Origin of the sequence: Pedobacter sp. BAL39, assembly GCF_000170795.1 — a bacterium.
In the GTDB taxonomy this organism is placed as follows: Bacteria; Bacteroidota; Bacteroidia; order Sphingobacteriales; family Sphingobacteriaceae; genus Pedobacter.
Window position 1 is genome coordinate 23,544 of record NZ_ABCM01000027.1, and the last position, 24,841, is coordinate 48,384.

At 45.9% G+C, this 24,841-nt stretch carries 19 protein-coding genes and 1 riboswitch; of the genes, 14 read left to right on the forward strand and 5 right to left on the reverse strand.

Translation table 11 applies throughout. The annotated features are described in order from the left end of the window. The 11 genes from PBAL39_RS22865 to PBAL39_RS22910 all read left to right on the forward strand — a co-directional run bounded on the left by PBAL39_RS22865 (window position 1) and on the right by PBAL39_RS22910 (window position 13,598). The gene (locus PBAL39_RS22865; protein WP_008246147.1) at window positions 1-588 is read left to right on the forward strand and encodes a PAS domain-containing protein; all 588 of its coding nucleotides are present in this window, start codon (window positions 1-3) and stop codon (window positions 586-588) included. Window positions 589-667: 79 nt separating this feature from the next. After that, window positions 668-877, forward strand: a riboswitch (cobalamin riboswitch). Window positions 878-930: 53 nt separating this feature from the next. Next, window positions 931-2,943 (forward strand): TonB-dependent receptor, encoded by a 2,013-nt coding sequence (locus tag PBAL39_RS22870; RefSeq protein ID WP_008246150.1) that lies wholly within the window; start codon window positions 931-933, stop codon window positions 2,941-2,943. A 51-nt stretch (window positions 2,944-2,994) separates the two neighbouring features. Continuing rightward, the gene (locus tag PBAL39_RS22875; protein WP_008246152.1) at window positions 2,995-4,131 is read left to right on the forward strand and encodes a YncE family protein; all 1,137 of its coding nucleotides are present in this window, start codon (window positions 2,995-2,997) and stop codon (window positions 4,129-4,131) included. A gap of 98 nt (window positions 4,132-4,229) precedes the next feature. Then, on the forward strand, window positions 4,230-4,619 hold the full coding sequence (locus PBAL39_RS22880) for a hypothetical protein (RefSeq protein ID WP_008246153.1): 390 nt from the start codon (window positions 4,230-4,232) through the stop codon (window positions 4,617-4,619). Between the two features lie 272 nt (window positions 4,620-4,891). Then, window positions 4,892-4,969: a K(+)-transporting ATPase subunit F gene (gene kdpF / locus PBAL39_RS25955; protein WP_083801812.1), complete on the forward strand. Its 78-nt coding sequence runs from the start codon at window positions 4,892-4,894 to the stop codon at window positions 4,967-4,969. Between the two features lie 9 nt (window positions 4,970-4,978). After that, window positions 4,979-6,697 carry a potassium-transporting ATPase subunit KdpA gene (gene kdpA, locus PBAL39_RS22885; RefSeq protein ID WP_008246155.1) on the forward strand — a complete coding sequence of 573 codons (1,719 nt, stop codon included), beginning with the start codon at window positions 4,979-4,981 and terminating at the stop codon, window positions 6,695-6,697. Between the two features lie 7 nt (window positions 6,698-6,704). Beyond that, entirely contained in the window at window positions 6,705-8,735 is a 2,031-nt protein-coding gene (gene kdpB, locus PBAL39_RS22890; protein WP_008246157.1) for a potassium-transporting ATPase subunit KdpB, read from the forward strand. A gap of 19 nt (window positions 8,736-8,754) precedes the next feature. After that, window positions 8,755-9,327 (forward strand): K(+)-transporting ATPase subunit C, encoded by a 573-nt coding sequence (locus PBAL39_RS22895; RefSeq protein ID WP_008246159.1) that lies wholly within the window; start codon window positions 8,755-8,757, stop codon window positions 9,325-9,327. A gap of 157 nt (window positions 9,328-9,484) precedes the next feature. Next, the gene (locus PBAL39_RS22900) at window positions 9,485-10,555 is read left to right on the forward strand and encodes a porin (RefSeq protein ID WP_008246167.1); all 1,071 of its coding nucleotides are present in this window, start codon (window positions 9,485-9,487) and stop codon (window positions 10,553-10,555) included. A gap of 139 nt (window positions 10,556-10,694) precedes the next feature. Then, complete coding sequence (locus PBAL39_RS22905; protein WP_008246169.1) at window positions 10,695-11,825, forward strand: sensor protein KdpD; 1,131 nt, start codon at window positions 10,695-10,697, stop codon at window positions 11,823-11,825. 18 nt (window positions 11,826-11,843) lie between these two features. After that, complete coding sequence (locus tag PBAL39_RS22910; RefSeq protein ID WP_008246172.1) at window positions 11,844-13,598, forward strand: ATP-binding protein; 1,755 nt, start codon at window positions 11,844-11,846, stop codon at window positions 13,596-13,598. A 338-nt stretch (window positions 13,599-13,936) separates the two neighbouring features. On the opposite strand, the gene PBAL39_RS22915 is transcribed toward PBAL39_RS22910, so the two are convergent. The 5 genes from PBAL39_RS22915 to PBAL39_RS22935 form a co-directional block, all read right to left on the reverse strand. Further along, window positions 13,937-14,644: a hypothetical protein gene (locus tag PBAL39_RS22915; RefSeq protein WP_008246174.1), complete on the reverse strand. Its 708-nt coding sequence runs from the start codon at window positions 14,642-14,644 to the stop codon at window positions 13,937-13,939. Between the two features lie 9 nt (window positions 14,645-14,653). Beyond that, a complete protein-coding gene (locus PBAL39_RS22920; RefSeq protein WP_008246175.1) occupies window positions 14,654-16,087 on the reverse strand; it encodes a hypothetical protein in 1,434 nt (477 codons plus the stop codon). A gap of 17 nt (window positions 16,088-16,104) precedes the next feature. Beyond that, window positions 16,105-19,275, reverse strand: a complete 3,171-nt coding sequence (locus PBAL39_RS22925) for a TonB-dependent receptor domain-containing protein (protein WP_008246176.1) — start codon at window positions 19,273-19,275, stop codon at window positions 16,105-16,107. 169 nt (window positions 19,276-19,444) lie between these two features. Next, window positions 19,445-20,428: a FecR family protein gene (locus PBAL39_RS24915; protein ID WP_008246177.1), complete on the reverse strand. Its 984-nt coding sequence runs from the start codon at window positions 20,426-20,428 to the stop codon at window positions 19,445-19,447. A gap of 306 nt (window positions 20,429-20,734) precedes the next feature. Continuing rightward, complete coding sequence (locus PBAL39_RS22935) at window positions 20,735-21,337, reverse strand: RNA polymerase sigma factor (protein ID WP_008246178.1); 603 nt, start codon at window positions 21,335-21,337, stop codon at window positions 20,735-20,737. 176 nt (window positions 21,338-21,513) lie between these two features. Between PBAL39_RS22935 and PBAL39_RS22940 the strand changes: the two genes are divergently transcribed. From PBAL39_RS22940 to PBAL39_RS22950, 3 genes are all read left to right on the forward strand, one after another. After that, window positions 21,514-22,101, forward strand: a complete 588-nt coding sequence (locus PBAL39_RS22940; RefSeq protein WP_008246179.1) for an RNA polymerase sigma-70 factor — start codon at window positions 21,514-21,516, stop codon at window positions 22,099-22,101. Window positions 22,102-22,195: 94 nt separating this feature from the next. Next, complete coding sequence (locus PBAL39_RS22945; RefSeq protein ID WP_008246180.1) at window positions 22,196-23,206, forward strand: FecR family protein; 1,011 nt, start codon at window positions 22,196-22,198, stop codon at window positions 23,204-23,206. 135 nt (window positions 23,207-23,341) lie between these two features. Then, the coding region (locus PBAL39_RS22950; protein ID WP_157274181.1) for a carboxypeptidase-like regulatory domain-containing protein at window positions 23,342-24,841 on the forward strand (1,500 nt) is incomplete at its 3' end.

Here is a 24,841-nt window from a genome sequence, read left to right on the forward strand (position 1 = left end):
ATGAAGATCGTTGAAGGAACCATTGCCTTACTTAGAGAATCGAAATTTTTCTACACCATCACAGTAGATATGGAAGGGAGATACAGTTATGTCAGTCCCAGTTATGATGCACATTTCGGTTTCCTCGGAAAGTCACTTGTTGGGGAGCCTTTCCTGGTGACACTTCATCCCGATGATGGTCTCATTTGTGCAGAAGTCGGCGCACAGAGCTTTGTCGAACCTGACGAACTCCACCAGGCAGTATTGCGTAAACATGACGGCAATGGTGGTTATATTCATACCCATTGGGAATTCCGTGCATTATTTGATGAGAAAGGGGATCCTGAAGGCATCTTCTGCATTGGCTATAACATCACAGAACACATTCAGATGCAAAGCTTGGCGGTGAGAAGAGATGAACAATTGAGTGAAATTGGACTGATGCAGGCACATCAGGTGCGTAAACCTTTAGCCAATATTCTTGGCTTGCTGAATATGCTGGACGAATCAAGTACCATTGAGGAGATCCTTCATCTGAAAAATTTACTGCTGAATAGTGCCACAGACCTGGATAATGTGGTCAGAAAGATCATTCAAAAAAGCAGCTAAGGTAAATTGTTTTTCCTCTAATCAAATGTCTAGTTTCATCCTTCGATGGATGTTCAAAGACTTTTCCCCGGGATTGTGTATATTTGCCGCAGCTAATGGTTTCTTTAATACTTCGTTGTTAGAGAATTAAAAGGGAATGCGGTGAGACTCCGTTACTGTCCCGCAGCTGTATGCTCCGGAAACGGCATTTAAATCATAGTCACTGTTCTATCCTGCCAAAGGAACCTGAATGGGAAGACTGAATGTCCGGGAGTGAGTCAGAAGACCTGCCTTTAGTATTCATTTTTTTGCCCTCGTGGATTGGGGTATCTGAATGGTGCACAAGCTTAGCTGATGAATAGAATGAAAACGAGTTGTTTGGCCATTGCCGGATTTGTCCTGCTTTTGATGTGCTTTTCCGTACATGGCCAGGAGCAAAATCCTGCGGATACCCTAAAGCGGGCAAATGAGCTCAAGGAAGTGCAGATCAGAAGAATAAAGATCAGCAGGCGCCAGACATCCTCTACCCCCCTCCAAATACTATCTGGCGAAGAACTGCAGCGAATGAACAGCCTTTCCGTTGCCGATGCAGTGCGTTTCTTTTCCGGGGTACAGCTGAAAGACTACGGAGGCATTGGCGGACTAAAAACGATCAACGTGCGCAGCATGGGGACGAACCATACCGCTGTTTTTTATGATGGTGTTCAGCTAGGAAATGCCCAGAACGGGCAGGTCGACCTGGGTAAGTTTTCGTTGGATAACATCGGCGAGATTGAGCTCTACAATGGACAGAAATCTACCATCTTTCAATCCGCCAAAGGATTCTCCGCAGGAAGTTCCCTATACCTCAATACCAAAACCCCGGAGTTCAAAGATGGGCAGACTGACCACCTGCGTGCGGCCGTGAGAGGAGGTTCTTTCGGGCTCTTCAATCCATCGCTGACCTGGCAGAAGAAGCTCAGCGACCAGATCTACGGTTCCATCAGCACCGAGTATAAACATGCGCATGGCAGATACAAATTTAGGCTGACGAATGGCGTCTATGACTCTACTCTTGTCCGAAAAAATGCAGATATCGAGACGATGAGGGTTGAAGGCGGCATATATGGTAGGTTGCCCGACAGCAGTTCCTGGAACGCTAAATTCTATTTTTACAATGACGAGCAGGGCTTGCCCGGGGCCATTGTCAATAATGTCTACGATTTCCCCCAGCGCTTATGGAGCCGTAATTTTTTCTTCCAGTCCCACTATAAAAAAGAAACCGGCAGGTATCAATTGATGGCCTCATTTAAATATGCACACGACTATTCCAGGTTTCTGGATCCCAACATCGTGAAAGACGACGGACTGACCAATAACATTTATAAACAGGATGAGTTGTACTTCTCTGTTGCCAACCGCTATCAGCTCAGCCCCATCTGGGATGTCGCCTTGTCGGCAGACTACCAACGAAGTACCATGGATGCCAATCTGTACCGCTTTCCTTATCCAACGCGGCATACCGGTTTGGTCGCACTGGCTACCGAGCTGCATATGGAGCGCCTAAACATTCAGGCCAACCTGCTAGGAACATTGGTCAACGACCAGGTGGAACAGTACTATTCTGCAGGTAAGAAACAGGAGCTGACCCCTACCATCATGGCCTCATGGCAGCCTTTTAGTGCTAAAGAATTCAGGCTGCGTGCATTTTACAAGAATATTTTCCGGATGCCTACCTTCAATGACCTTTACTACACACTCATAGGAAGCACCTTTCTCAGACCGGAATACACACAACAGTATGATGTTGGTTTTACTTACCTGCGGATGTTTGAAGGGCAGCTGCTCAGCCAGGTCAGCCTGCAGTCCGATGTGTATTTCAATAAGGTAAAGGATAAGATTGTGGCCGTTCCCGGAGCCAGTCTTTTCCGATGGAGCATGCAGAACCTGGGCAGGGTAGAGATCAAAGGGATGGACCTGAATGTTCAGACTGCCTGGACGCTGGGGCCACAACTCCATGCTGCTGCCGGACTGACTTATACTTATCAGCAGGCCATCAATGTCACCAGCAGGGATTTAAACTACCGCAATCAGATTCCCTACATCCCCCTTCATAGTGGTTCCGTGATTGCCAGCGTCGACTGGAAAAATATGGGCTTTAATTACAGTTATATCTATACCGCGGAGCGTTATGATCAAAGTGCCAATATTCCTGAAAACTATGTGCAGCCATTTTATACACATGACCTTGCCCTTCATTACAACCAGCAATTGAGCAATAAAAACATCCGTTTGTCTGCGGAAGTCAACAATGTGTTCAATCAATATTATGACGTCGTCACCAACTTCCCCATGCCGGGAAGGTCGTATCGTTTCACCATCGCTTATGCGTACTAATACCAAACCATCATGATCGCTTCATCAACTTTAAATACCAATTGTCTACAGATGAGAAATATACATGTTATTGCCGGTTTTTATATCCTGCTGACTTCATTAGCCCTGAGTGCTTGCAGAAAAGACCCCAAGCCTGTAGAAGAGGTAGTTACTCAGCTCGTTGCAGATCCCAATAGTGTAGCCAAAGGTTTTTATCTGGTGAATGAGGGCAATATGAACATGAACAAGGCCTCCCTGGATTACCTGGATTTCCGTAAAGGGATCTATAGAAAGAACATCTTCAATGAGGCCAATCCGGAAGTGGTAAAGGGGCTGGGAGATGTTGGGAGTGATATCGCTGTATATGGCTCAAAGCTCTATGTGGTAGTTAACGTTTCCAATAAGGTGGAAGTGCTCGACGTAAATACGGGGAAGCGCATTACCCAGATCAACATTACCAACTGCCGTTATGTAACTTTCCACAAGGGTAAGGTTTATGTAAGTGCATACCTCGGGGAAGTGGGAGACCCTACTGCCCCCAATGGGATTGTTGCTCAGATTGATACCGCAACATTGAGAGAAGAAAAACGCATAGAGGTTGGTCGCCAGCCAGAGGAAATGGCGGTCGTGGGAGATAAGATCTATGTCGCCAACTCCGGAGGATACAGTCCGCCGAACTACGAGAGAACAGTGTCCGTAATCGACGTTGCCAGTTTTAAAGTCGTTAAAAATATCGATGTGGCCATCAACCTGCACCGGTTAAAAGCCGATAAATACGGAGATCTTTATGTGACGTCCAGGGGTGATTATTATGATATCCCTTCCAGGCTTTTTGTCATCGATACCAAAACTGAAACCATCAAGAAAACTTTCGATATCGGCGTTAGTAATCTGGCCATTGCCGATGATATCGCTTACTACTATAGCACGGAGTTCAGTTACCAAACCGGGCAGAATACCATCACCTATGGGATGCTCAACGTCAAAGACGAACAGCTCCTCGACAGGCGTTTCATCACTGATGGCACCGACAAAAAGATCATGATCCCCTATGGCATCGCGGTCAATCCCTTCAGTAAGGAGGTGTTTGTGACCGATGCTAAAGACTATGTATCACCAGGAACGCTGTACTGTTTTGATTCCACTGGAAAGCAAAAGTACTCCGTAACCACGGGAGATATTCCCGCACACTTTGCTTTTATTTACTAACCATCTGCTACATCAGTAGCTATTTATTTTAACCATTACATAATGAAACAACACATCCAGTCGGTTGCCTTATTTTTAGTGCCGCTTTTGGCACCTTGATGTTCGGTTCCTGTCAGAAAGATCAACAGGAAAACATCGGTGGTTACGTACCCCGGTTAGCGACAGCAACCAGCAGTGCCTATATTAGTAAGATCCTTGAATACCTGCCCGCCCCCGGACAGTTCATCAATGAGACTATAGGAAGCCCTGCAAACGTAGAAAAGCTGGTTGGATCCGCAAGTGTCGCGCTGTTGTCGCTGGGAGCTTATGGGGGGAGCCTTACCTTTGCTTTTGACCATTCCGTTGAAAATGCCGATGGGGCCGACCTGGCCATTTATGGTAATCCTTACGAGCCAATTATCACCAACCCACGTTCTCGCTTTCTGGGAGAAGTCTCTACAGAAATAGGAGGTGCCGCAGATCTTAAAGTTTTACTGAAATCCAAGTAAACCTGGATTTTGTCATTCCCTTTCATTTTGATAAAGACCCTTCCATTATGGAAGGGTTTTTCTTTTTTATGACTTCCGGTAATTTTCCATTTATCAATTAAATGGTTGTTGTTTAGCGTTTTGCGTTTGAGAGGGTTTTTGTGGCATGTCCATTGGCTTAGGGCTCTCAAAACAAATACATCATGTTAACAATCATCTTATTTTTCACCCTGCTGATGCTGTGCCGGGTAGTTTACAAATCCATCGACTGGTTCGAAAAAATCTAAAATCTTATGGTCGCATTATTTCTTATCGCCGTCGCCGTCTTCATCTATATGATCTACGTGCTGATTAAACCCGAAAAATTTTAACTAAACATCATGAACACAGAATTACTTGGAATTGTAGCCACCTATTTGCTTACGCTGGTGATCGCCATTCCGCTGGGTAAATACCTGGCAAAGGTATTTGCCGGAGAAAAAGTCTGGACAGACTTTCTAAAACCTCTTGAATCCGGAATTTTCAAACTTTCCGGCATCAATCCTAAGGAGGAAATGAACTGGAAACAACATATGAAAGCGCTGCTTACCATCAACCTGGTATGGTTGGTTTACGGCTTTTTTGTACTGATCTACCAGGATAAATTGCCACTCAATCCGGATGGTAACCCGGGCATGACGCCAGATCTTTCCTTTAATACCATCATCAGCTTCGTAGTCAACTGCGACCTGCAACACTATTCTGGCGAAAGCGGGGTAACTTATCTTACGCAACATGTTGTCATGATGTTCCTGATGTTCGTCAGTTGTGCAACAGGTATTGCTGCTGCGGTAGTATTCTTTAAGGCCTTCAGGGATAAAACCAGTGTCAGATTGGGTAACTTCTGGGATTTCTTTGTGAAATCCATCACCAGGTTATTATTGCCTCTGTCCTTAATCATTGCCTTGATCCTTGCATTTAGTGGTACACCAACAAGTTACGAGGGTAAAGATCAGTTTATCTCAGTGCAGGGAGATACGGTAAATGTGTCCAGAGGTCCTGCTGCGGGAATGATCGCCATTAAACACCTGGGCACCAATGGAGGTGGCTGGTTCGGTGCCAACTCCACACATCCCTTCGAAAACCCCAATTACCTGACTACCGTAGTAGAGCTGATCGCACAGGTGATCATTCCCATTGCAATGGTCATCGCTTTCGGGTTTTTCGTAAGACGCAGGAAACTCGCATGGATCATTTTTGGTGTGATGACCATCGGACTGTTCCTTCTCCTGATCCCGACAGTCAGCTCAGAACTAGGCGGCAACCCGGCCCTTGCTAAAATGGGGATCTCACAAACTACCGGTGCCATGGAAGGAAAAGAGGTGCGCTTCGGTCCCGCCATTTCGGCGTACTGGAGTACGGTCACTACCATCGTTTCCACCGGATCCGTAAACAGTATGCACGACAGTACCATGCCGCTGACAGGCGCATGGCAATTACTTGGAATGATGATCAACGCCTTTTACGGCGGTTGCGGTGTTGGCATATTAAACTATTTCATCTACCTGATCATTGCCGTATTTATATCCGGACTTATGGTTGGACGGACACCTGAATTCCTGGGGCACAAAGTGGAGGCAAGAGAAGTAAAGATCGCGGCGTTGATTACACTGCTCAGCCCTTTTCTGATCCTGGCAGGTACTGCAATTGCGAGTTATGTGTTCACAAACCACGGTAATGCTGCCTGGGCCGTGCAGCCCCAGAACTGGCTCAATAATCCTGGCTTCCATGGCTTCTCAGAGATGCTTTATGAAATTACTTCATCCAACGCCAACAATGGGTCTGGTTTTGAAGGATTGGGCGATAATAATGTCATGTGGAACACACTGACCGGATTGGTGCTGCTCTTGGGACGCTTCCTGCCTATTATCGGGCCGGTGGCCATTGCTGGTCTGCTGGGTGCTAAGAAATATATTCCCGAATCTGCGGGTACGCTGAAAACGGATACCCTGACCTTCGGACTGATGACCTTTGCGGTGATCCTTGTTCTGAATGCCCTTTCTTACTTCCCTGCGCTGGCCCTTGGCCCTCTGGCAGAATATTTTACCATGCTTAAATAGATTATCAATGAAATCTTCATCAAATAAATTATTTGAACCTGCCTTGGTGCAGACCGCACTGAAACAGTCATTCATCAAACTGGATCCCAGGGTAATGATCAAAAACCCGGTAATGTTTACCGTAGAGGTCGGCACGCTCATCATGGCTTATGTAACGGTGTATTCCATGAGCAACTCCGGACAGGGATCACCGGCGTATAACTTTCTGATCTTTCTGATCCTGCTGCTGACCGTTCTTTTTGCCAATTTTGCTGAAGCTATCGCCGAAGCAAGGGGTAAAGCGCAGGCCGATTCATTGAGGAAAACAAGAGAGGAAACTCCTGCCAAGGTGGTGCTTGCCAACGGAAAAATAGAAATCCGCTCATCCAGTCTCCTCAAAAAGGGAGAGGTCTTCATTTGTGAGGCCGGAGATACCATACCAACAGATGGTGAGATCATTGAAGGGATTGCGACGATTGATGAGTCTGCGATTACCGGAGAATCTGCGCCCGTTATCCGCGAATCGGGAGGTGATAAATCCTCAGTTACAGGAGGTACGAAAGTGCTTTCAGACCAAATCAAGGTACAGGTAAATACGCAGCCCGGAGAGAGTTTTCTTGATAAAATGATCGCACTTGTAGAAGGTGCCTCGCGTCAGAAAACACCAAACGAGATTGCGTTGACTATCCTTCTGGCTAGCTTCACGCTCGTATTTGTGATTGTCTGCGTGACCTTAAAACCGTTTGCGGATTATGCCAATACACCCATTACTATCGCGGCATTGATTTCTTTATTCGTGTGCCTGATCCCCACAACAATTGGTGGCTTGTTATCCGCCATAGGTATTGCCGGGATGGACAGGGCGCTACGGGCTAATGTCATCACAAAATCTGGTAAAGCTGTAGAAACTGCAGGAGACATCGACGTGCTCCTGCTGGACAAAACCGGAACAATCACCATCGGTAACCGTAAGGCCACCAGTTTTTACCCCGCCCCAGGGGTAAAGATGAACGACTTCATCGAAGCCTGTGTCATGAGTTCCCTTGCCGATGAAACCCCGGAGGGTAAATCTATCCTCGAACTGGCTGCGGCAAGTGAATACCGGATCATGCCCGCCCCGGCAGGTGCAACCTTCATTAAGTTCACTGCCGAAACCAGGTCCAGCGGACTGGATACCCCGGATGGCAAAAGAACCCGTAAAGGGGCATTTGATTCCATCCGCAACATGGTGCTTAACGCCGGCAATCCATTCCCCCTGGAAACTGAAGAGCGGGTGAAAGCCATCTCTAATAATGGAGGAACACCATTAGTGGTCGCTGTAAACGAAAAAAACATGGGTGTGATTGAGCTGCAGGACATCATCAAACCTGGTATCAGTGAACGTTTCGAGCGATTGAGAAAGATGGGGGTAAAGACGGTCATGGTGACTGGTGATAATCCGCTTACAGCAAAGTTCATTGCGGAGAAAGCTGGTGTGGACGACTTTATCGCTGAAGCGAAGCCGGAAGATAAAATGAACTACATTAAAGACGAGCAGGCATTGGGTAAACTGGTTGCCATGATGGGTGATGGCACCAATGACGCACCGGCACTTGCACAGGCCGACGTGGGTGTGGCCATGAACAGCGGTACACAGGCGGCCAAGGAAGCCGGTAACATGGTGGATCTGGACAATGACCCGACCAAGCTCATTGAGATCGTTGAGATTGGAAAGCAATTGCTGATCACGCGTGGTACACTGACGACCTTCTCCATCGCTAATGATGTAGCCAAATATTTTGCCATTGTGCCCGCCTTATTTATTGCTTCAATTCCGGCTTTGCAGCGCCTCAACATCATGGGGCTGCATAGTCCTGAAAGCGCAATCCTGTCGGCAGTAATTTTCAATGCGATCATCATTCCTATTCTGATTCCCCTGGCACTGAAAGGGGTGGCATATAAACCAATCGGTGCGAGTGCGCTGTTGCGTAGAAACCTGTTAATCTATGGCTTAGGTGGAGTGATCGCCCCATTTATTGGGATTAAAGTGATCGATCTGCTGGTAGGCTTATTTATTTAATCAATAAAATATTAAAATCATGAAAAAATACATCTTACAATCGATCCGCTTAACCGTAGTATTAATGGTATTGCTTTGTGGCATCTATCCACTGATTGTAGCTTATGCCGGCGGCTTCTCTGAAGGCCGGGGAGGGGGTGAGAAAATGACGAGGAATGGTAAAGTAGTAGGGTATGCATTGCTGGGCCAGTCCTTTACAAAACAAGAATACTTCTGGGGAAGGCCATCAGCCGTCGGCTACAATGCTGCCGGATCTGCCGGTTCAAATAAAGGCCCCTCAAATCCGGACTACTTGCAGCAGGTCTCTGACCGGATTGATACCCTCCTGAAGTACAATCCAACGATCAGGAGAGCAGACATCCCTGCAGATATGGTTACAGCATCTGGCAGTGGCCTCGACCCGGACATCTCTGAGCAGGGAGCCATCATCCAGATTAAAAGGGTCGCTGAACAACGCCAGCTGAATGAGAAAGTCGTGGCTGAACTTGTGGTTAAAAATACAAAGAAACCGCTGTTTGGCCTGTTCGGTCCAACCTCAGTCAACGTCCTGAAACTCAACCTGGCTTTAGATGCCTTAAAGAAGTCATCTTAATTAACACCTCTAATGGTACCGTTCTGCTGCCTGATCCACATGCGTTTGCCGACCTCAGGAACAGGCAGCTCAGCGGAACCGCAATGACATGACAAACAGAAAAACAGATGAGCCCTCAGCAAATAGCTTCATCAGTATTAACAAGTAAACCAACAACATGAAAAAACTAATCGTATTAGCCGCAGCATTAACAACAGGATCTATCGCCTACGGACAAGAAGCGCCAAAGCTAAAAGTCAGCGGTTACCTGGAAACTTACTTTGGCTATGATTTTAACAAACCTACAGACAACAACAGACCTGGATTTATTTATTCACATAACCGCCATAATGAGATGAACCTGAACCTTGGATTCATCAAAGGAAATTATGATGATGGTAGCATCCGTGCCAACCTGGCGGTGATGGCCGGCACTTACACTAATGCCAACCTCGCTGCGGAACCTGGCGTGCTGAAAAACATCTTCGAAGCAAATGCCGGTGTCAAGCTTTCTAAGTCGGCGAATTTATGGCTGGATGCAGGAGTCTTCTCCTCCCATATTGGTTTTGAGAGTGCGATCTCAAAAGACTGCTGGGTGCTCACAAGGAACATTTCTTCTGAGAATACCCCATATTACGAATCCGGTGCAAAGCTTACTTATGGTACCGATAACGGCAAGTTTACTGCTGCTGTTTTCTATTTGAACGGATGGCAGCGCATCAGGCGGCAGAATGGAAACAGCCAGCCTGCGGGAGGCCTGCAACTGACATGGAAACCAACCCCGAAGATTACAGTGAACTACAGCAACTACCTGGGAACGGAGGGACTGGATTCCGTTCGTGTGAAACGTTTTTATCACAATGTTTACGGAATATTCCAGCTGACGGATCAGTTTGGGCTGACGCTGGGATTTGATTATGGCACTCAACAGCAACAGAAGAGTGAAAGTGCTAAAAATGAGGTGCTTTCACCAGTTGCCATTGTGCAGTATAAATTTGCGGAAAAATGGGCTATGGCAGGAAGAGTAGAATATTATGAAGATAGAAATGGAGTGTTCATTGCTACGGGAACCCAGAATGGGTTTAAAACAACGGGTTACTCGTTGAACCTTGATTACTCACCAGTCAGCAATGCAGTTTTGCGGCTTGAAGGTAAACTATACAGCAGTAAAGACGATATCTTTGTGAGGAATGAAAATCCGGTCGACAAAAATGCAGCGCTTGCTGCCAGCATTGCGGTTTCATTTTAATCATCAGGCAATGGTACCCGAGTATCTAAAAACCCCTCGTGTAAAATTAATCCTGTGCATATGCATGGGATTAATTATCATTATGATCGGTTATTTGGTTAAAGAAGGATATGTGATTTTAAAGTGGTAGGATCTAACAATGGAAGCAGACGAAAAAGCAGGATCTGTAAAGAAATTCCTGGACCTGGTTAAAAAATCAAGACGCGGGAAATTTAAGGTGTATATAGGCATGAGTGCTGGCGTTGGGAAGACTTACCGCATGCTTCAGGAGGCTCATGCGCTGTTAAAGATTGGTATAGACCTGAAGATCGGCTACATTGAAACCCATAACCGGGCAGAAACCCACGCCTTACTTGCGGGTATACCCCAGGTTCCAAGGCGGAAAATCTTCTATAAAGGCAAGGAACTGGAGGAAATGGACGTCCAGGCCATTATCAACCTGCATCCGGAAGTGGTCATTGTAGATGAGCTGGCGCACACCAATGTGGAGGGAAGTAAAAACGGAAAGCGCTGGCAGGATGTCGCAGACATTCTGGACGCTGGGGTAAGCGTGATCTCGGCGGTGAACATCCAGCACCTGGAAAGCATGAACGAGGAGATCGAAACCATCACCGGCATTCCGATTACCGAAAGAATCCCGGATAAGATCCTGGAGTCAGCCGATGAGATCGTCAATATAGACCTCACTGCTGATGAGCTGATTGACAGGCTGCGCGAAGGAAAGATCTATGACCAAAGTAAAATTAAACCTGCACTGGATAATTTTTTTCAGCCGGAGCGGATCCTGCAGTTGCGTGAACTGGCCCTTAAGGAGGTAGCTCATCACCTGGAAAGAAAAATCAATGTGGAGGTTCCCAAACAGATCAAACTTCGTCCTGAAAAGTTCATGGCCTGTATCTCCACAAACAATGATACCGCAAAAATCATCATCAGGAAAACTGCCCGTCTGGCATCTTATTACCGTTCACCCTGGATCGTCCTGTACGTACAGCGAAGTCAGGAAGGGGGAGACAGGATCCGCCTTGACCTGCAGCGGCACCTGATCAATAACCTCAAACTGGCGACAGAACTGGGGGCGGAGGTGCTTAAAGTGAAAAATGAAGATGTAACAGAAACCATCAGCCGTATTGCAGCAGAAAAGGAAGTCACCACCATCTGTATTGGCAAACCACATCTGAAGCTTTGGCAAGTCATCATGCGCACCGCCATCTTCAATAAACTACTTAAAAGCATAGCCAAAACTGAAACTGACCTGGTGATCCTTTCTTAAAAATATAATCGTCACATTATGAAGATAAAAACTAAACTACGCCTCGGATTCGGATTCTTATTCGTGGTGGTATTGTTCTTCGGAGCGATCTCCCTGCACTATATGAACAAAATTGCAGTAAGCTCTAAAGTCATCCTAAAGGATAACTATGAAAGCCTTAGGTTTGCCCGTTCCATGAGGGCCATCCTTGATGATCATGAACTGCCCTTGCCGGCAAGAGCCATAGCAGCATTAGAGGTACAGCTCCGGCTTGAAGAAAAAAATGTGACCGAAAAAGGAGAAGCGCAGGCGGTCGCGGCGCTTGCTGTCGCATTCCGTCAACTGTCTGCCGCGGGGGTGGACGAACAGTTGCAGAGACAGGCTTTAAAGAACGCTCGTCTGCAATTGAGAACCATTGATGAACTGAATATGAAGGCCATTGTGAGGAAGAATGATGCCGCGCAGGCGAGTGGCGAAAAGGCGGCGACCTATTTAATTTTTGCGGCTTCTATGTGTTTTCTGATTCTTTTTTCTTTCGTGATCAACTTCCCTGGTTTTGTCGCAAACCCGCTACGGGAATTTTCGGAGGCAATCAAGGAAATTAGCCGCAAGAACTACAAGCAGCGATTGGAGTTCAATGGCCGTGATGAGTTTTCCGAACTGGCCAGAGAGTTTAATGCCATGGCCGCCCAGCTGAATAAATGGGAGGACAGCAATCTGGCTAAATTACAATCGGAAAAACTGCGTATTGAAACGATTATTGGGCAAATGGATGACGCCATCGTTGGGCTGAACGAAAGGAAGGAGGTGTTGTTCTTGAATAAGGTAGCCGCACAACTCCTGAACATGACTGAGCGGGATACGATTGGTTCCAATGTGCAGGAACTGGTGAAGAAAAATGACCTGTTGAAGCGGATTTTGCTGGTCAACGGAGATGACAAGCCTATGAAGATATATGCCGATGGGAAGGAATCTTATTTCCAGCTGGAAAAAAGAGAAATCATGATTTCCGTCTATGAAGACGGGAAGGGTCAGGTTCTCAAAGAGAGCCGTAAAAATGTGGGAGAAGTTTATATCCTGAAAAACATTACGCAATACAAGGAATTAGATGAGGCGAAGACCAACTTTATTGCCACGGTATCCCATGAATTGAAAACACCGATCTCCTCCATTAAAATGAGCCTGAAGCTGCTGGATGATGAGCGCGTTGGTAGTATGAATACCGAGCAGAAAGAGTTGGTACAACACATCAAGGAGGATTGTGGCCGACTGCTGAAGATCACCAGCGAGCTATTGGACCTCTCACAGGTGGAAACGGGTAACCTGCAGCTGAACTTCGTAAAGTCAGATCCCAGGAAGATTGCTATTTATGCGATGGATGCCGTCCGGTTTCAGGCGGAGCAGAAATCCATAGAACTGGAGCTGATCAGCAGGAATGACCTGCCGAAGGTCAATGTCGATACCGAGAAAACAGCATGGGTACTTGTCAACTTCTTATCAAATGCGCTACGGTATAGCTCTGCAAAATCAAAAGTTGTCATTCAGATTGTTGAATCAGGTGATCATATAGAATTTTCCGTTCGCGATTTTGGTAAGGGTATTGATATGCAATACCAGAAGCGCTTGTTCGACCGGTATTTCCAGGTACCTACGGATGGCAATAACAAATCGGGCTCGGGGCTGGGTCTCGCGATCTCCAAGGATTTTATTGAGGCTGAAGGTGGTAAAATATGGGTAGAAAGCGCCATTGGTGAAGGAAGCAGGTTTTGTTTCCTGCTTCCTGTGGTTGAGTAGCATTAATTTTTATTTCATTGCGCTGTTCAACGCAATGATGGCGTCTTTAAAATGCTCGCGTTCAACGAGGAATTGAATATTTACCGGCAATTCTGGCTTTTAAGGGGCGGTCAGACGATGTTTTTTTGTTTCCTCATTTGGCCATACTAAAGTATCCGGCTGAAGCACCATACCAAAATGAAAAGTGTTTTTTCATTTTGGGCTATTGCCGCATGATACGCTGGTCTTCCCCGGAAACCTGCGTTGCAGGATAATTCCATTCTGATGGCGGAACGAGCTGGAAAGAAAAAAAAGAAGGTCCCGACTGACTTAATCGGGACCTTCTTTCGGTTGCTGAATTATGGCAGCGTAGTAATTTCTGCGGCGATGTTGGCCCTCGCCGGTTTTTCGTAAACCTTATAAAAGAAATCCGTTTTATAGATGCGGTCCATTCCTAGGAAGTACTGCAACACACGCTTTCTTCCTGTATCAAACTGTGGCGTGTTGCCATATTCCAGTCTGACATTTTTAACATAAGTTTTGTAGGTAGCCTCGTCCAGTCCAAGAATGGTCATGTCTGCATCGTTAAAGTAGTTCGTATCGGCATCCGTACTCAAGGCGTGGGTTTTTGTGGCCAGGATCAGTGCTTTGCAGCTGGCGATCTTTTCTTCAGGATAACCAATGCCTTTCAATCTTTCCACAGCGAAGTCGGCACTCCGCTCCTCGTCTTTGTGATCCGGAGAATTGTAAACAACATCATGATAGACCATGGCAATGATCAGCAGGTCATGATCTGTCGTGAGCTGTTTGCATTTTTTCAGCTGGTTGTAGAAGTTCTGCAGGTGTTCCATATTATGGTAGTGCCTGCTTTCGCCACTGTAACTGCTGACCACCTCATCCCAGAGTTTCTGAGCAACGGTTGGAGTCTTGTTATATTTACTGATAATTCCTTTAAATTCTTTTTCCAGGTCATGATTGGCAGATGTCATATACTTAAATGCAAGGTTTGGAATTGCAAGTAAGCAAATAAACAGGAAACCGATCGCCTTTGCTTGAAGTCTTTTCATGTCTTTTTGTTATTTAAGTAAAGGAAATATGCCCGCTTCGGATTTATGCTGCACCAGGATTTTGTTCATGTCAAACTTGATCGTGACGATACCAGCAGTTTTGTCGTAAGTAAAATCATCCATTCCCCTGTTCAACGGGATGAAAGAGGGGATAGTGGCCTGTGTATCTGAATTGCTGACATTGGAGTTGTTTTGCTGTTCAATGATCGACACTGGAAAGCGGATACCCAGATCGGTCATTCTTCTGCCTTCAGAAATAAAGATCTCCTGTCTCATTTGCGCCAGAAGATATAACAAGGCATCGGCAGATGCCGCAGCATCGATGTCGGTGGTGGTCACCGATGTTCCTGATACTGTGTAAACAGAAATGTTACCTGCTTTTCTGTCTAATACCAGCCCGCTTTTTTCTGTAGATACAGCATCGGCCTTAACCTTTACTGTTGCCAGTAGCGGATAATCGCTTCTTGTTCCTGCCCTCAGGGCAAGCTTCCCATCTACAGAAGCCCGTGGCCTGTTGTTGATCACGTTGGTAATTAACGTTTTCAACATGGTCCTGGCGGTGTTCAGGTCACCATTTCCCAGGGCTGCTTCAGCGGCGATCAGAAAAGCTTCTTCACCTTTCAGAATTGCAATCGGCTTTTGATCCGTAGCTGAATTGCTGGCGGTATGGAAAAACTTAGGATCAAGGAAATCCAGTCTTGGCAATGGTGCAAAAACATTTGTGGAGTTGGTAAAGGTATAAGTCTGCATCGTGTTGGACACCCCGTTGAGGCCATCATAAACTACTGAGTTTAACAATGTCGGTGCAGTGCTGACAATCACATTTGCATTTAGCAGCGCATTAGCCCTGTCGCCAAGATCATAGTAGGCGCGGGCGAGTGCCAGCGTATATACGTTCTTTTTTGCAGCATCTGTTTCCAGTGACAAGGCGTTGTTAAAATATTGGATGGCTTTAATAAAACGGTCTGAAGGAGCGCTAACCAGTCCCCCTGGGCTAATGGGCAATCCTTTGCAAAGCTCGCCACCAATGAGATAGCCGTAGCCACCCAGAAAATACATGGTAGCTTTCATGCTGTTGGTGGTTTGCGCATCTGCCGGCGCAACCTCGCTGATGCCATATTCTGCCATTTGGGTTAGCCTGGCGATGGAACGCTCCATATTGTCGATGTCCAGGTCTGAGGCAAGCAGTGAGGGAAGGTCAAAGACCTGGTTGGACAGGGAGCTGTTGTTGTAATAATTATCAGATACAATCTCTGCATAGACGACCGTCATGTTCATCATCAGCGCAAGCTGCCTGTTCATTCCGGCAATCCATGCCTGTGATGATTGTGGCGATCCGATAAAGGATTCATTGCCGAGATTTGGGTTTTCAACGTCTACCAGAGAACAGGAAGAAAGGAAAGTACCCAGAAGTATAGTGATGGTAAAAAATTTAAAGTTCATGATCGTTCTTTTTCTGATTAAAAGTTTATTTTGATGGAAGCCAGAAATTGTCTTGCTGCGGAGTGTGCGGCATAATTCAGTCCACCCGTCGTTGCAGAGCCTTGTCCCTGAGCTCCTCCGGGCATGACAGCTTCAGGATCTGAAGAAGAAGCTACAAAGTTGAGCGGATTAATTGCAGTGACACCAATGGTGAGGTTTTGCAGGCGTCCCAGGCGTGTTTTATCGAAGGCATACAGCAATCCGATGGTTCTGATTTTGATGAAATCGCTTTTCTCTACAAACAGCTGCGAATAATTCAGCCAGTTACCGGTTTTGTTCTTTGCAATTTCCTCTGCAGGCACGCCATCAGTTGAAGCACCGTAATTGATCCTGAACTGCTTATCCCAGTTGTGGATGTAGCCACCTTGCTGGTAATCGGCATTGGCAAACAGGGAAAGGTTTTTATACCTTAGGTTTAAGCCCATGCTGCCGTTCAGTGTTGGAATGGTCGAACCCAGGAACGATAGTGGAATGCTGCTTTGAAGCGTGTTGTCCGGCCCGAAGACACCATACTTCCCGCTGATGTAACCAATCGGATAGCCTTCTTTCACCATAATCTGAACCGTAGGCGCTGTCAGACCATTGAGGTTAAAGGCCGGGGCGCCACCTGTGCTTACCACCATATTGTCTATGGTATTTGCTGAAGCGCGTAACCTCAATCCCCATACCTTGTTCTCGATAACAGAAACGGAAGTTGAGAATTCAAAACCTTTGTTCCTGATCAGGCCGATGTTCTGCAATGAACTGCCCAGACCCGTGGAGGAAGCCGGGGGAACGATAAACAGCGCTCCTTTCGTGGTATTATTAAAATAACCGGCAGTAAAGGAAACTTTGTCTTTAAACAAACTCAGGTCTATCCCAACCTCTTTGGAGTAGGTTTTCTCAGGACGTAAGTTATCATTACCGTTGTTTCCAAAGGAAGCAGACTGGGTTCCGTTAAATCCGGTTACGTCTATCGTACGCTCGTTGGCAAAAGGAGTAGGGAAGTTTCCGGAAACCCCGTAATTAGCCCTGACCTTGATGGCACTGAACACCTGCTGATCCAGATTCATGAAAAAGGGCTCAGCGCTCAGGATGTAAGAGAAGCCTATTTTAGGATAATATTGCGCACCGACGGATTTTCCAAAGGCGGAGTTTCCATCGCCACGTAAACCCAGATCAATGAAGTAACGATCTTTGAAACCGATGTTCTCCTGTACAAACAGACCGTAATTGGCAACTTCTATGTAATACTCAGAACTGGTTTTAGTTGCTGCCTGTCCAATGGACAAAGCGCCGTCCCTGATGTCGGAGCCCACATAAGAAATCTGTCTGTCCTCCGTACGGAACAACTGTCCTCCAAAAGTGCTCAGAAATGAGAAGTCTTTCACTTTGTACTCATATTGCGCAGTCAGGTCGAAGGTCAAACCCAGGTAATTGCGCTCAAAGTTTGATAGCGATCCCGCTGCTGTAGACCGGATCAGGTTGTTGAATAATTTTGTTACCACTGACTGCTCACGCTGCATCCGGTAGTCTATACCTGCCGTACCTTTGATCAACAGGTTTTTTATCGGTTGGTATTTGAAAGCCTGGGCAGTCTGAAAGCGGTTCACCTTCGAACTGTTGTTTTGCAGCATCTCTGCAGAATCCACGAAAGACTTCATTTTCGCAAACTCTTCATCGGTCAGGTCGTCCAGTATTGGGTTAAAGCGAGGTCCGGTAATTTTTGAAGCCCCATCCTCCGCAAACCACAAGCCGGAATAACCGCCTGAATTGCCGTTTCTTGTTCTTTTCAGTTGCTGGTTATTGTAAGAAAATGAACTTTCATAAGTCAGGTCTTTAGCAATTTTCGCATTCAGCCCGATTCTGAAATCCAGTTTTTCCTGCTGGTTCTGATCATGGATCAGGACGCCAGCAGATTTGTTGTAAGCTCCTGCAGCACTATAGCCCATATCTGCGTCTCCGCCGTTCACACCAAGGCTATATTTTGAATATAAGCCATTTTGATAGAGGAGCTCTTTTGTTCTTTTAAAATAGTGATAATCGGTAGTCGGAGTTTCTGCACCAACGTCTACACCGGCGCTAAAGGCCGCTTCACCAGAGCCTTTTTTCTTGGTGAAAATCTGCAGTACGCCATTTGCGGCATCAGAGCCATATAGGGTTGTTGCTGCCCCACCACTGATGAACTCTATCTTTTCAATATTTTCAACGGGGATGTCGGCCAGGGAGCTGGTGGAGGCACCCTGGGAAATTCCTCCCGATAAGTTCATGCCGATAGAGGGGGCGGTATTCAGGTTATCCACCCTCACACCATCGATGTAAACAATCGGTGTAGAATTGGCAAATGCGGAATTAAAACCCCTGGTCTGGATGATCGATGTTGCGCCGGCCTGTCCGCCTGACAGTTTGATTTGTGCATTGGGAATCTGCGACTGAATCAGCTGGTCAATCCGGTTCACCGGGAGGTCCCTGATCTGTTTTTCAGAAATGGTGGTGACATTGGTCGACAAACGCCTTTTGCTCACACTCAGACCTTGCCCGGTCACTACGACTTCATTTAGTCCTAGTAGATCTTCTTCCAGATCAATGGTCAACAGGTTTTCCGGGCTGACCCCTTTTAATGTTATTTCCTGAGTTTTATAGCCTACATAACTGACCAGGACTACGGTTGCATCATTAACTTCCGGAATGGAAATGACAAACCTTCCTTTAGCATCTGTTTGTGCCGTAAGTGTGCTGCCTTTTAATTTGATGCTTGCACCAGGGATGGTTTCTTTGTTGTCTTTATCTCTGACGATGCCGGAAAGAGTAACCGCCGGCAGCGTCTTTTTCAGGACGGCTGCAGTCGCTTGTTTTTTATGGGCTTCAATGAGGATGTACTTGTCATTTAGCTGTCTGAAATCTGCATGGTCATTTTTCAAAAGGTCTTTTAACACGTCGTACACAGATTTGTTGCTCGCGGAGACAGATATGTTACGTTCCGCATTGATGTCCATGTTCTTATAGCCTATTGAAAAAGCAGATTGTTTTTCAATCAATTTAAAGACCTGTTTTAAGCTCATGTTCTTTACACTGAACGATACCTTTGTTTCTTTCATGGACTGTCCTGACGAACCGGCAGCATGCAGCAGCAGGTTTGAAAATAAAAGAAGGACTATTGTTAGTTTCATTTTTAAAAGAATAAGCGACGATATGGGACGTTTGCAGCCCCAATTAAAAAAATGCATATTTGAGTAGTTTTTAATGTTTGTGAAGATTCGTTAGAAATGTTGGCGCCCTGCTTCAGGTCGCCTTGTAAACCGGTTATGTTAGCGCATATCCGGTTTTTTTTAGCTCAGGTTATCTTTTCTTCATAATGAACAGTTTGTTTTGTTGGATGTAAAAAGTGTGGTGTGTCAGTTCGGAGAGGATCTCCGCCGTAGTTTGAATGCGCTCATTCCCCAGCATGATGGTATATTTTGCAGGATCATCCATCTTCGGGTCAAGAACGACTTCTATGTTGTAATGCCTGCTTAGCTGCTTCGCAATATCGCCGATTGCATAATTGTCGATGTAAAGTTTCTGGTCTGCCCATAATCGCAGTAATTCCGTGTCTCCTTTTTTGATTTCTGCACGCTGCGTTTTGTGGTTAAAGACCAGGACCTGGTTTTTGACCATTGCTTCGGCAAGCATCACCTCCTGTTTGCCATTCCTGCTTTGGACTACTTTCACTTTTCCGGTAGCGACGGCAATTTTTGTTTCAGACAAATCGGGATAAGCATTGATGTTAAATGATGTACCCAGGACCGTTGTTTTTAATTTTCCGGATTGGATGATAAAGGGACGGGACTTATCCTTGGCAATGGTAAAAAATGCTTCACCAGTCAATTTGACTTTTCGGTCTTTATCATTGAAATCGGAAGCAATGGTTAAGCTGCCCCCTGCATTCAAAAGGATAACAGATCCATCTGGTAAGGTCAGCGTTTTCTTGGATACAGCGCCTGTCGTGATCACCTGATCTGCGGTCCGCTTATCCGATGATGGATACCGGCTGTAGAAAAATGCAAGTAAACCCAGTAGCAAAACTGCTGCGGTGTATTTCATCACCGGAGTTTTAATCCAATGCTGCCGGCGTGGCCCTGCTTCTTTGTGCAGGTTTTGAAGAATGGCTTTCCTGATCTCTGTTCTGGACTGAAGCCCGGGGAATTCATCCTGCTGCGGGCTGTGCTGATCAAGTGCTTTATACCAGGCTTCAATGGCATTCCGTTCCTGATCGGTAACCTCATCGCGCAGGTATTTGCTCAATAGGTGCTTAAGGTTCTTTGTGTTTTTATGTTCTGACATCTGGTATTACCATCTGCCAAAACCGCTCATGGTACTTTAAGAAATCGTTATCAAAACAACAAAAATATATTAATGCCAAGGGGTTCTTCACCTAAAGAGTAAGCAGGTTCGGGTATACTGTTAGCACCGTTCGGGAACGGACCGTAAAGCAGTATAACAAATAAGAAACTAAAGAGGAACCAAACAGAGAGAAAAGAGAGAGCCACTGTGTCTTTTGTCTCTCTTTAGTCTCTCTTTTCTCTCTCTTTAGTGTTTGTCTTTCCCGGACCCTGACCGGACAGTGGCCAGACATGATGCTATTTAACGTTAATGGGCCAGGGCAGCAAGCACCAGGATCAGGCAGATGGTCGTGTCCGAATGGTATTGCCTGATTTTTAATCTTAGTTTATTTAAGACCATTGTGATGTTGTTTTTTACGGTCTGTTCGGATATGGATAGATGAAAAGCGATTTCCTTGATGCTCAGATGTTCCTCCCGGCTCATTTTATAGGGTTGCTGTAACTGATCCGGGAGACTGGAGATTTCTCTGCTGATGATGTTTTCCAGCTCATTTAACAGGACGTTGGCATCTGCCGGCTGACCTGCGGGGATTTCCAGGGCGAGGTCCAGGACCTGTTCATAGGGAATTGTTGTCTCAGGCTTGCTGAAGTAGTCGATGGCACAATACCTTGCAGATTTGAAAAGGTAGGAGGAAAGTGACCCAGCGGCATCACAACTTAATTTATACCTATTGTTCCATAAACTGATGAAAATTTCCTGCACGCTGTCTTTGGATTCCTCCTCTTTCTTAATCCGGTAAAACAGGTGTTTATATAATTTCTCCCAATACCTGTCCACCAGTACTGTAAATGCAAGATGATTGTCAGCTTTTATTAACTCGAGAATCCTCTCATCAGACAGTTCCTTCATGATGCAAAATTACAACTGCACTATAAACACAATATTAACTTTAGGGTGTAGTTGTGGCAAAGGAACTTGAGCATTATAATTTAGGCGTAACGTAACAATGATCCGGGTCTACGTAGGCGAAAGGACAAAATATTAACATTAGCATAACATTGGGCCGTTTACTTTTGCATCAACAGATGGACAAAATTAGGGCTGATATCAAAACAGATGCTGAGTTGTTAGGCAACATGGCGATGGGAGCAGCCTCTGCCCTGGAGGAGCTGATGCGCAGACATGAGCCCCGAATTTTTCAGTTCGCTTTAAAGATTGTCAAATCTCCCGAACTTGCCCAGGAAATTTCCCAGGACGTCTTTCTTAAAATATGGGAAAAAAGAACCTCATTGCAGTCCATAGAGTCACTTCCGGCCTGGCTGTTTTCCCTCGCTAAAAACCAGTCGCTAAATAGCCTTAAAGAAATTGCACGCCGGTATGCAAATGAGGAAAAATATGCGGCAGCACAGGTCGAGAGTCTGGACGGGGAAGCGGAAATACAATACAACGACCTTAAAAAAATTGCAGCAGGTTTTGTTGATCAGCTTTCTCCGCAGCGCAAGGCCATTTATCGCATGAAAGTGGAGCAGGGAATGACCACTACAGAAATTGCTGCGCAATTGAACCTCTCTCCAAGTACAGTACGTACACAGCTGGTAAAATCATATCAGTTGCTCAGGGCCAGTGTGTCCGACCAGTTGTGTCTGGTGATGCTGTTTACACTCTTTCGCTAGGCATATCAATATGTTAAATTACTGTGAATAAAGTTTAACCTAAGTTTAATATGGGCGGGTAGACAAAACCTATACAGGATTTGTCATACGGGTAATGGAACAACAAAGGTTAAGCAGGCTTTTCTCAGCATATTTAGAAGATCAGCTGGATGTGGAAGAAGAAAGGGAGCTCATGGAGTTCATCAGTCGACATTCTGCCACAGATGCCCTGGAAGGGCAACTGGGAAAAATATGGGATGATTTTGACAGGTCAGCCTTACCGGATGCCGGCACTGAGCTGCGTATCAAAAATGTCATGATGCAAATCAGGCCCCGAAGGAGCCGCATATTGCAATTTCTTCCTTATGCCGCTGCTGCCTGCCTGGCCATCGCCATTGGCTTTATTTATTTTTTCAGCAATTTCAACCCCGGGCATAACCCGCAGAATCCTGTTGGATCGCATACGCTGACTACCCAATACGGACAAAGAAAAAGCATTTTTCTTACAGACGGTACTGTGGTTACCCTAAGTCCGGGAAGTAGCATCACCTATCACGACGACTATAACTTACGTAACAGAACGGTGTCCTTCCGGGGAGAAGCTTTTTTTGAAGTGGCAAAGAACCCTGAAAAACCATTTATCGTTCAGCATGAAGGTTTATATACCAGGGTATTGGGCACATCATTTAACATCAGGGCCTTTGACCAGGAGGAAAAAATCGACGTTACCGTGGCCACAGGTAGGGTAGAGGTCGGGGCGCTCAGCAATGCTACCGGAGGTAACAAAGCTCTTGCAGTTTTAAAACCCGGACAACAGCTGGTATACACGAAAAGCGCAGGTCTTGTGAAAGTGAATACCCTTGGCACGTATGAGCAGGTCGCTGCCTGGAAGAATGATGTGCTTGTCTTAAAAGGGGAACGGTTTGAGGAGGTAGCCTTAAAGCTGGAGAGATGGTATAATGTGCGGATCAGCTTTGAACACGAAAGCTTAAAAAACTGCAGGTTTAAAGGATCTTTTAAAAGCTTATCGGTGACGGCTTTACTTGACCTGCTTAAAAAGACGGCGGGTTTTACTTATAGTATTCAAGACAATCATATCACCATTAAAGGGAGGGGCTGCCTATAGATTAATCATCAACATAAAAAAGGTCTGCAGCATTAAACCGCAGACCATCAGTATTATTCCCCTTTTCGCGTCTGGACAACTAAAGAAGGGGATACATTTTAAAAAGAATAAACTCCTTAAAATCAAACAAAACTAATGAAAAAATTACGAACGAAGTTATTCGTTGTTATGAAGTACAGCACCTTAATTCTCATTTTACTGGCCATGAGCTCTACGCTACTGATGGCTAATGTTGCCGAAGCGCAGAAAATGAGTGAAGTAAATATCCATATAAACGCCAGACAGCAGACCATTGGCGCCATACTGGATGAGATAGAGACCAAAACACCTTTTAGTTTTGTCTACATGCTTGGCGAAATTAAAGAACACCGCAAGGTAGACCTGCAGTTTGACGGTTCGCTGCTGGATGCACTGCAAATGCTTTCCAGGCACACTGCAACCCGTTATCAGCAGACAGGGAACAATATTGTAGTCACCTATGTGCCCGTACAACAGCCGGGTCGTCTTTCTGGAAAGATTCTGGACAGCAAAGGCGAGCCACTTCCGGGGGCTTCGTTAAAAGTATTGGAGCTGAAAGAGTCTGTCAGTAATGCTGTTGATGGAAGTTACCAGATCTCCCTCCCGGCCGGTACTTACACCGTTGAAGTAAACTACATCGGCTTCCAGACGGTGCGTATTACAGATGTAAAGATCTTGTCAGACAAGAATACACCTCTTAATATTGCACTAAAAGAAAATGCCCAGAGTCTCAATACCGTGACGATTACCAGTAGCTATCGGAAGGCTTCTGTAGAAGGTTTATATGCCAGGCAGAAGAATGCCGCTACGGTAACCGATGGGATCTCCGCCGAACAGATCAGCGCCACACCTGATAAACACATCGGTGAAACACTCAAACGCATTGCAGGGCTGAGTACTACGGAAAACAGAAATGTTGTGGTGCGCGGTGCTGCAGAAAGATACAATGTGGCTCAACTCGATGGGATCATGCTACCCAGCACCGATGTCCAAAGCCGGAATTTTGACTTTACCCTGATTCCAAGCAATCTTGTGGAAAGTATTATCGTGAACAAATCGGCGACACCAGATATGACTGCAGGTTTCGGTGGAGGGTTGATCCAGGTGAATACCATCTCAATACCGACGGAGGACTTTCTTTCCTTCAGTGCCGGAAGCTCCTTCAACTCCAGGACAGTGGGAGAGGATTTTTATGCTTATAAACGCGGAAAGTACGACTACCTGGGTTTTGACGATGGCAGCAGGAACCATTTTCCTGCCGGACTGAAAGATGTGTCTTCCTTCAATCCCATATATCCTAACCCCGCAAATACTACTGCTGAAGAAGTCGCTGATCAGAATCGTAGAATAGGTGGAACGGAACGTTTAGGCAGCAGGATTTTCCGGGGAATGCCCTCCCAGAATTACCAGCTGAGCATTGGACAGAGTTATGAACTGTCGACAAAAAAAGCGCAGAAAATAGGCTTTGTAGGATCAATGAGTTATCGCAATACACAAAATATCGATGAGATTGCTACAATCAGACGTGGAACCTGGCAAATCAATGCTACCCCTGATGACCCCGATAACGTTAACAAAGGTAACTTGTATAACTTCAATACCACATTGGGCGCTTTG

What these genes read in the sequence shown, in the direction of transcription:
- PBAL39_RS22865 (WP_008246147.1), top strand. Translation starts at nt 1, where the DNA reads ATGAAGATCGTTGAAGGAACCATTGCCTTACTTAGAGAATCGAAATTT.
- PBAL39_RS22905 (WP_008246169.1), top strand. Translation starts at nt 10,695, where the DNA reads ATGGAAGCAGACGAAAAAGCAGGATCTGTAAAGAAATTCCTGGACCTG.
- PBAL39_RS22920 (WP_008246175.1), bottom strand. Translation starts at nt 16,087, where the DNA reads ATGAACTTTAAATTTTTTACCATCACTATACTTCTGGGTACTTTCCTT.
- PBAL39_RS24915 (WP_008246177.1), bottom strand. Translation starts at nt 20,428, where the DNA reads ATGTCAGAACATAAAAACACAAAGAACCTTAAGCACCTATTGAGCAAA.
- PBAL39_RS22925 (WP_008246176.1), bottom strand. Translation starts at nt 19,275, where the DNA reads ATGAAACTAACAATAGTCCTTCTTTTATTTTCAAACCTGCTGCTGCAT.
- PBAL39_RS22945 (WP_008246180.1), top strand. Translation starts at nt 22,196, where the DNA reads ATGGAACAACAAAGGTTAAGCAGGCTTTTCTCAGCATATTTAGAAGAT.
- kdpF (WP_083801812.1), top strand. Translation starts at nt 4,892, where the DNA reads ATGGTCGCATTATTTCTTATCGCCGTCGCCGTCTTCATCTATATGATC.
- PBAL39_RS22940 (WP_008246179.1), top strand. Translation starts at nt 21,514, where the DNA reads ATGGACAAAATTAGGGCTGATATCAAAACAGATGCTGAGTTGTTAGGC.
- kdpB (WP_008246157.1), top strand. Translation starts at nt 6,705, where the DNA reads ATGAAATCTTCATCAAATAAATTATTTGAACCTGCCTTGGTGCAGACC.
- PBAL39_RS22900 (WP_008246167.1), top strand. Translation starts at nt 9,485, where the DNA reads ATGAAAAAACTAATCGTATTAGCCGCAGCATTAACAACAGGATCTATC.
- PBAL39_RS22870 (WP_008246150.1), top strand. Translation starts at nt 931, where the DNA reads ATGAAAACGAGTTGTTTGGCCATTGCCGGATTTGTCCTGCTTTTGATG.
- PBAL39_RS22895 (WP_008246159.1), top strand. Translation starts at nt 8,755, where the DNA reads ATGAAAAAATACATCTTACAATCGATCCGCTTAACCGTAGTATTAATG.
- kdpA (WP_008246155.1), top strand. Translation starts at nt 4,979, where the DNA reads ATGAACACAGAATTACTTGGAATTGTAGCCACCTATTTGCTTACGCTG.
- PBAL39_RS22935 (WP_008246178.1), bottom strand. Translation starts at nt 21,337, where the DNA reads ATGAAGGAACTGTCTGATGAGAGGATTCTCGAGTTAATAAAAGCTGAC.
- PBAL39_RS22880 (WP_008246153.1), top strand. Translation starts at nt 4,230, where the DNA reads ATGTTCGGTTCCTGTCAGAAAGATCAACAGGAAAACATCGGTGGTTAC.
- PBAL39_RS22910 (WP_008246172.1), top strand. Translation starts at nt 11,844, where the DNA reads ATGAAGATAAAAACTAAACTACGCCTCGGATTCGGATTCTTATTCGTG.
- PBAL39_RS22875 (WP_008246152.1), top strand. Translation starts at nt 2,995, where the DNA reads ATGAGAAATATACATGTTATTGCCGGTTTTTATATCCTGCTGACTTCA.
- PBAL39_RS22915 (WP_008246174.1), bottom strand. Translation starts at nt 14,644, where the DNA reads ATGAAAAGACTTCAAGCAAAGGCGATCGGTTTCCTGTTTATTTGCTTA.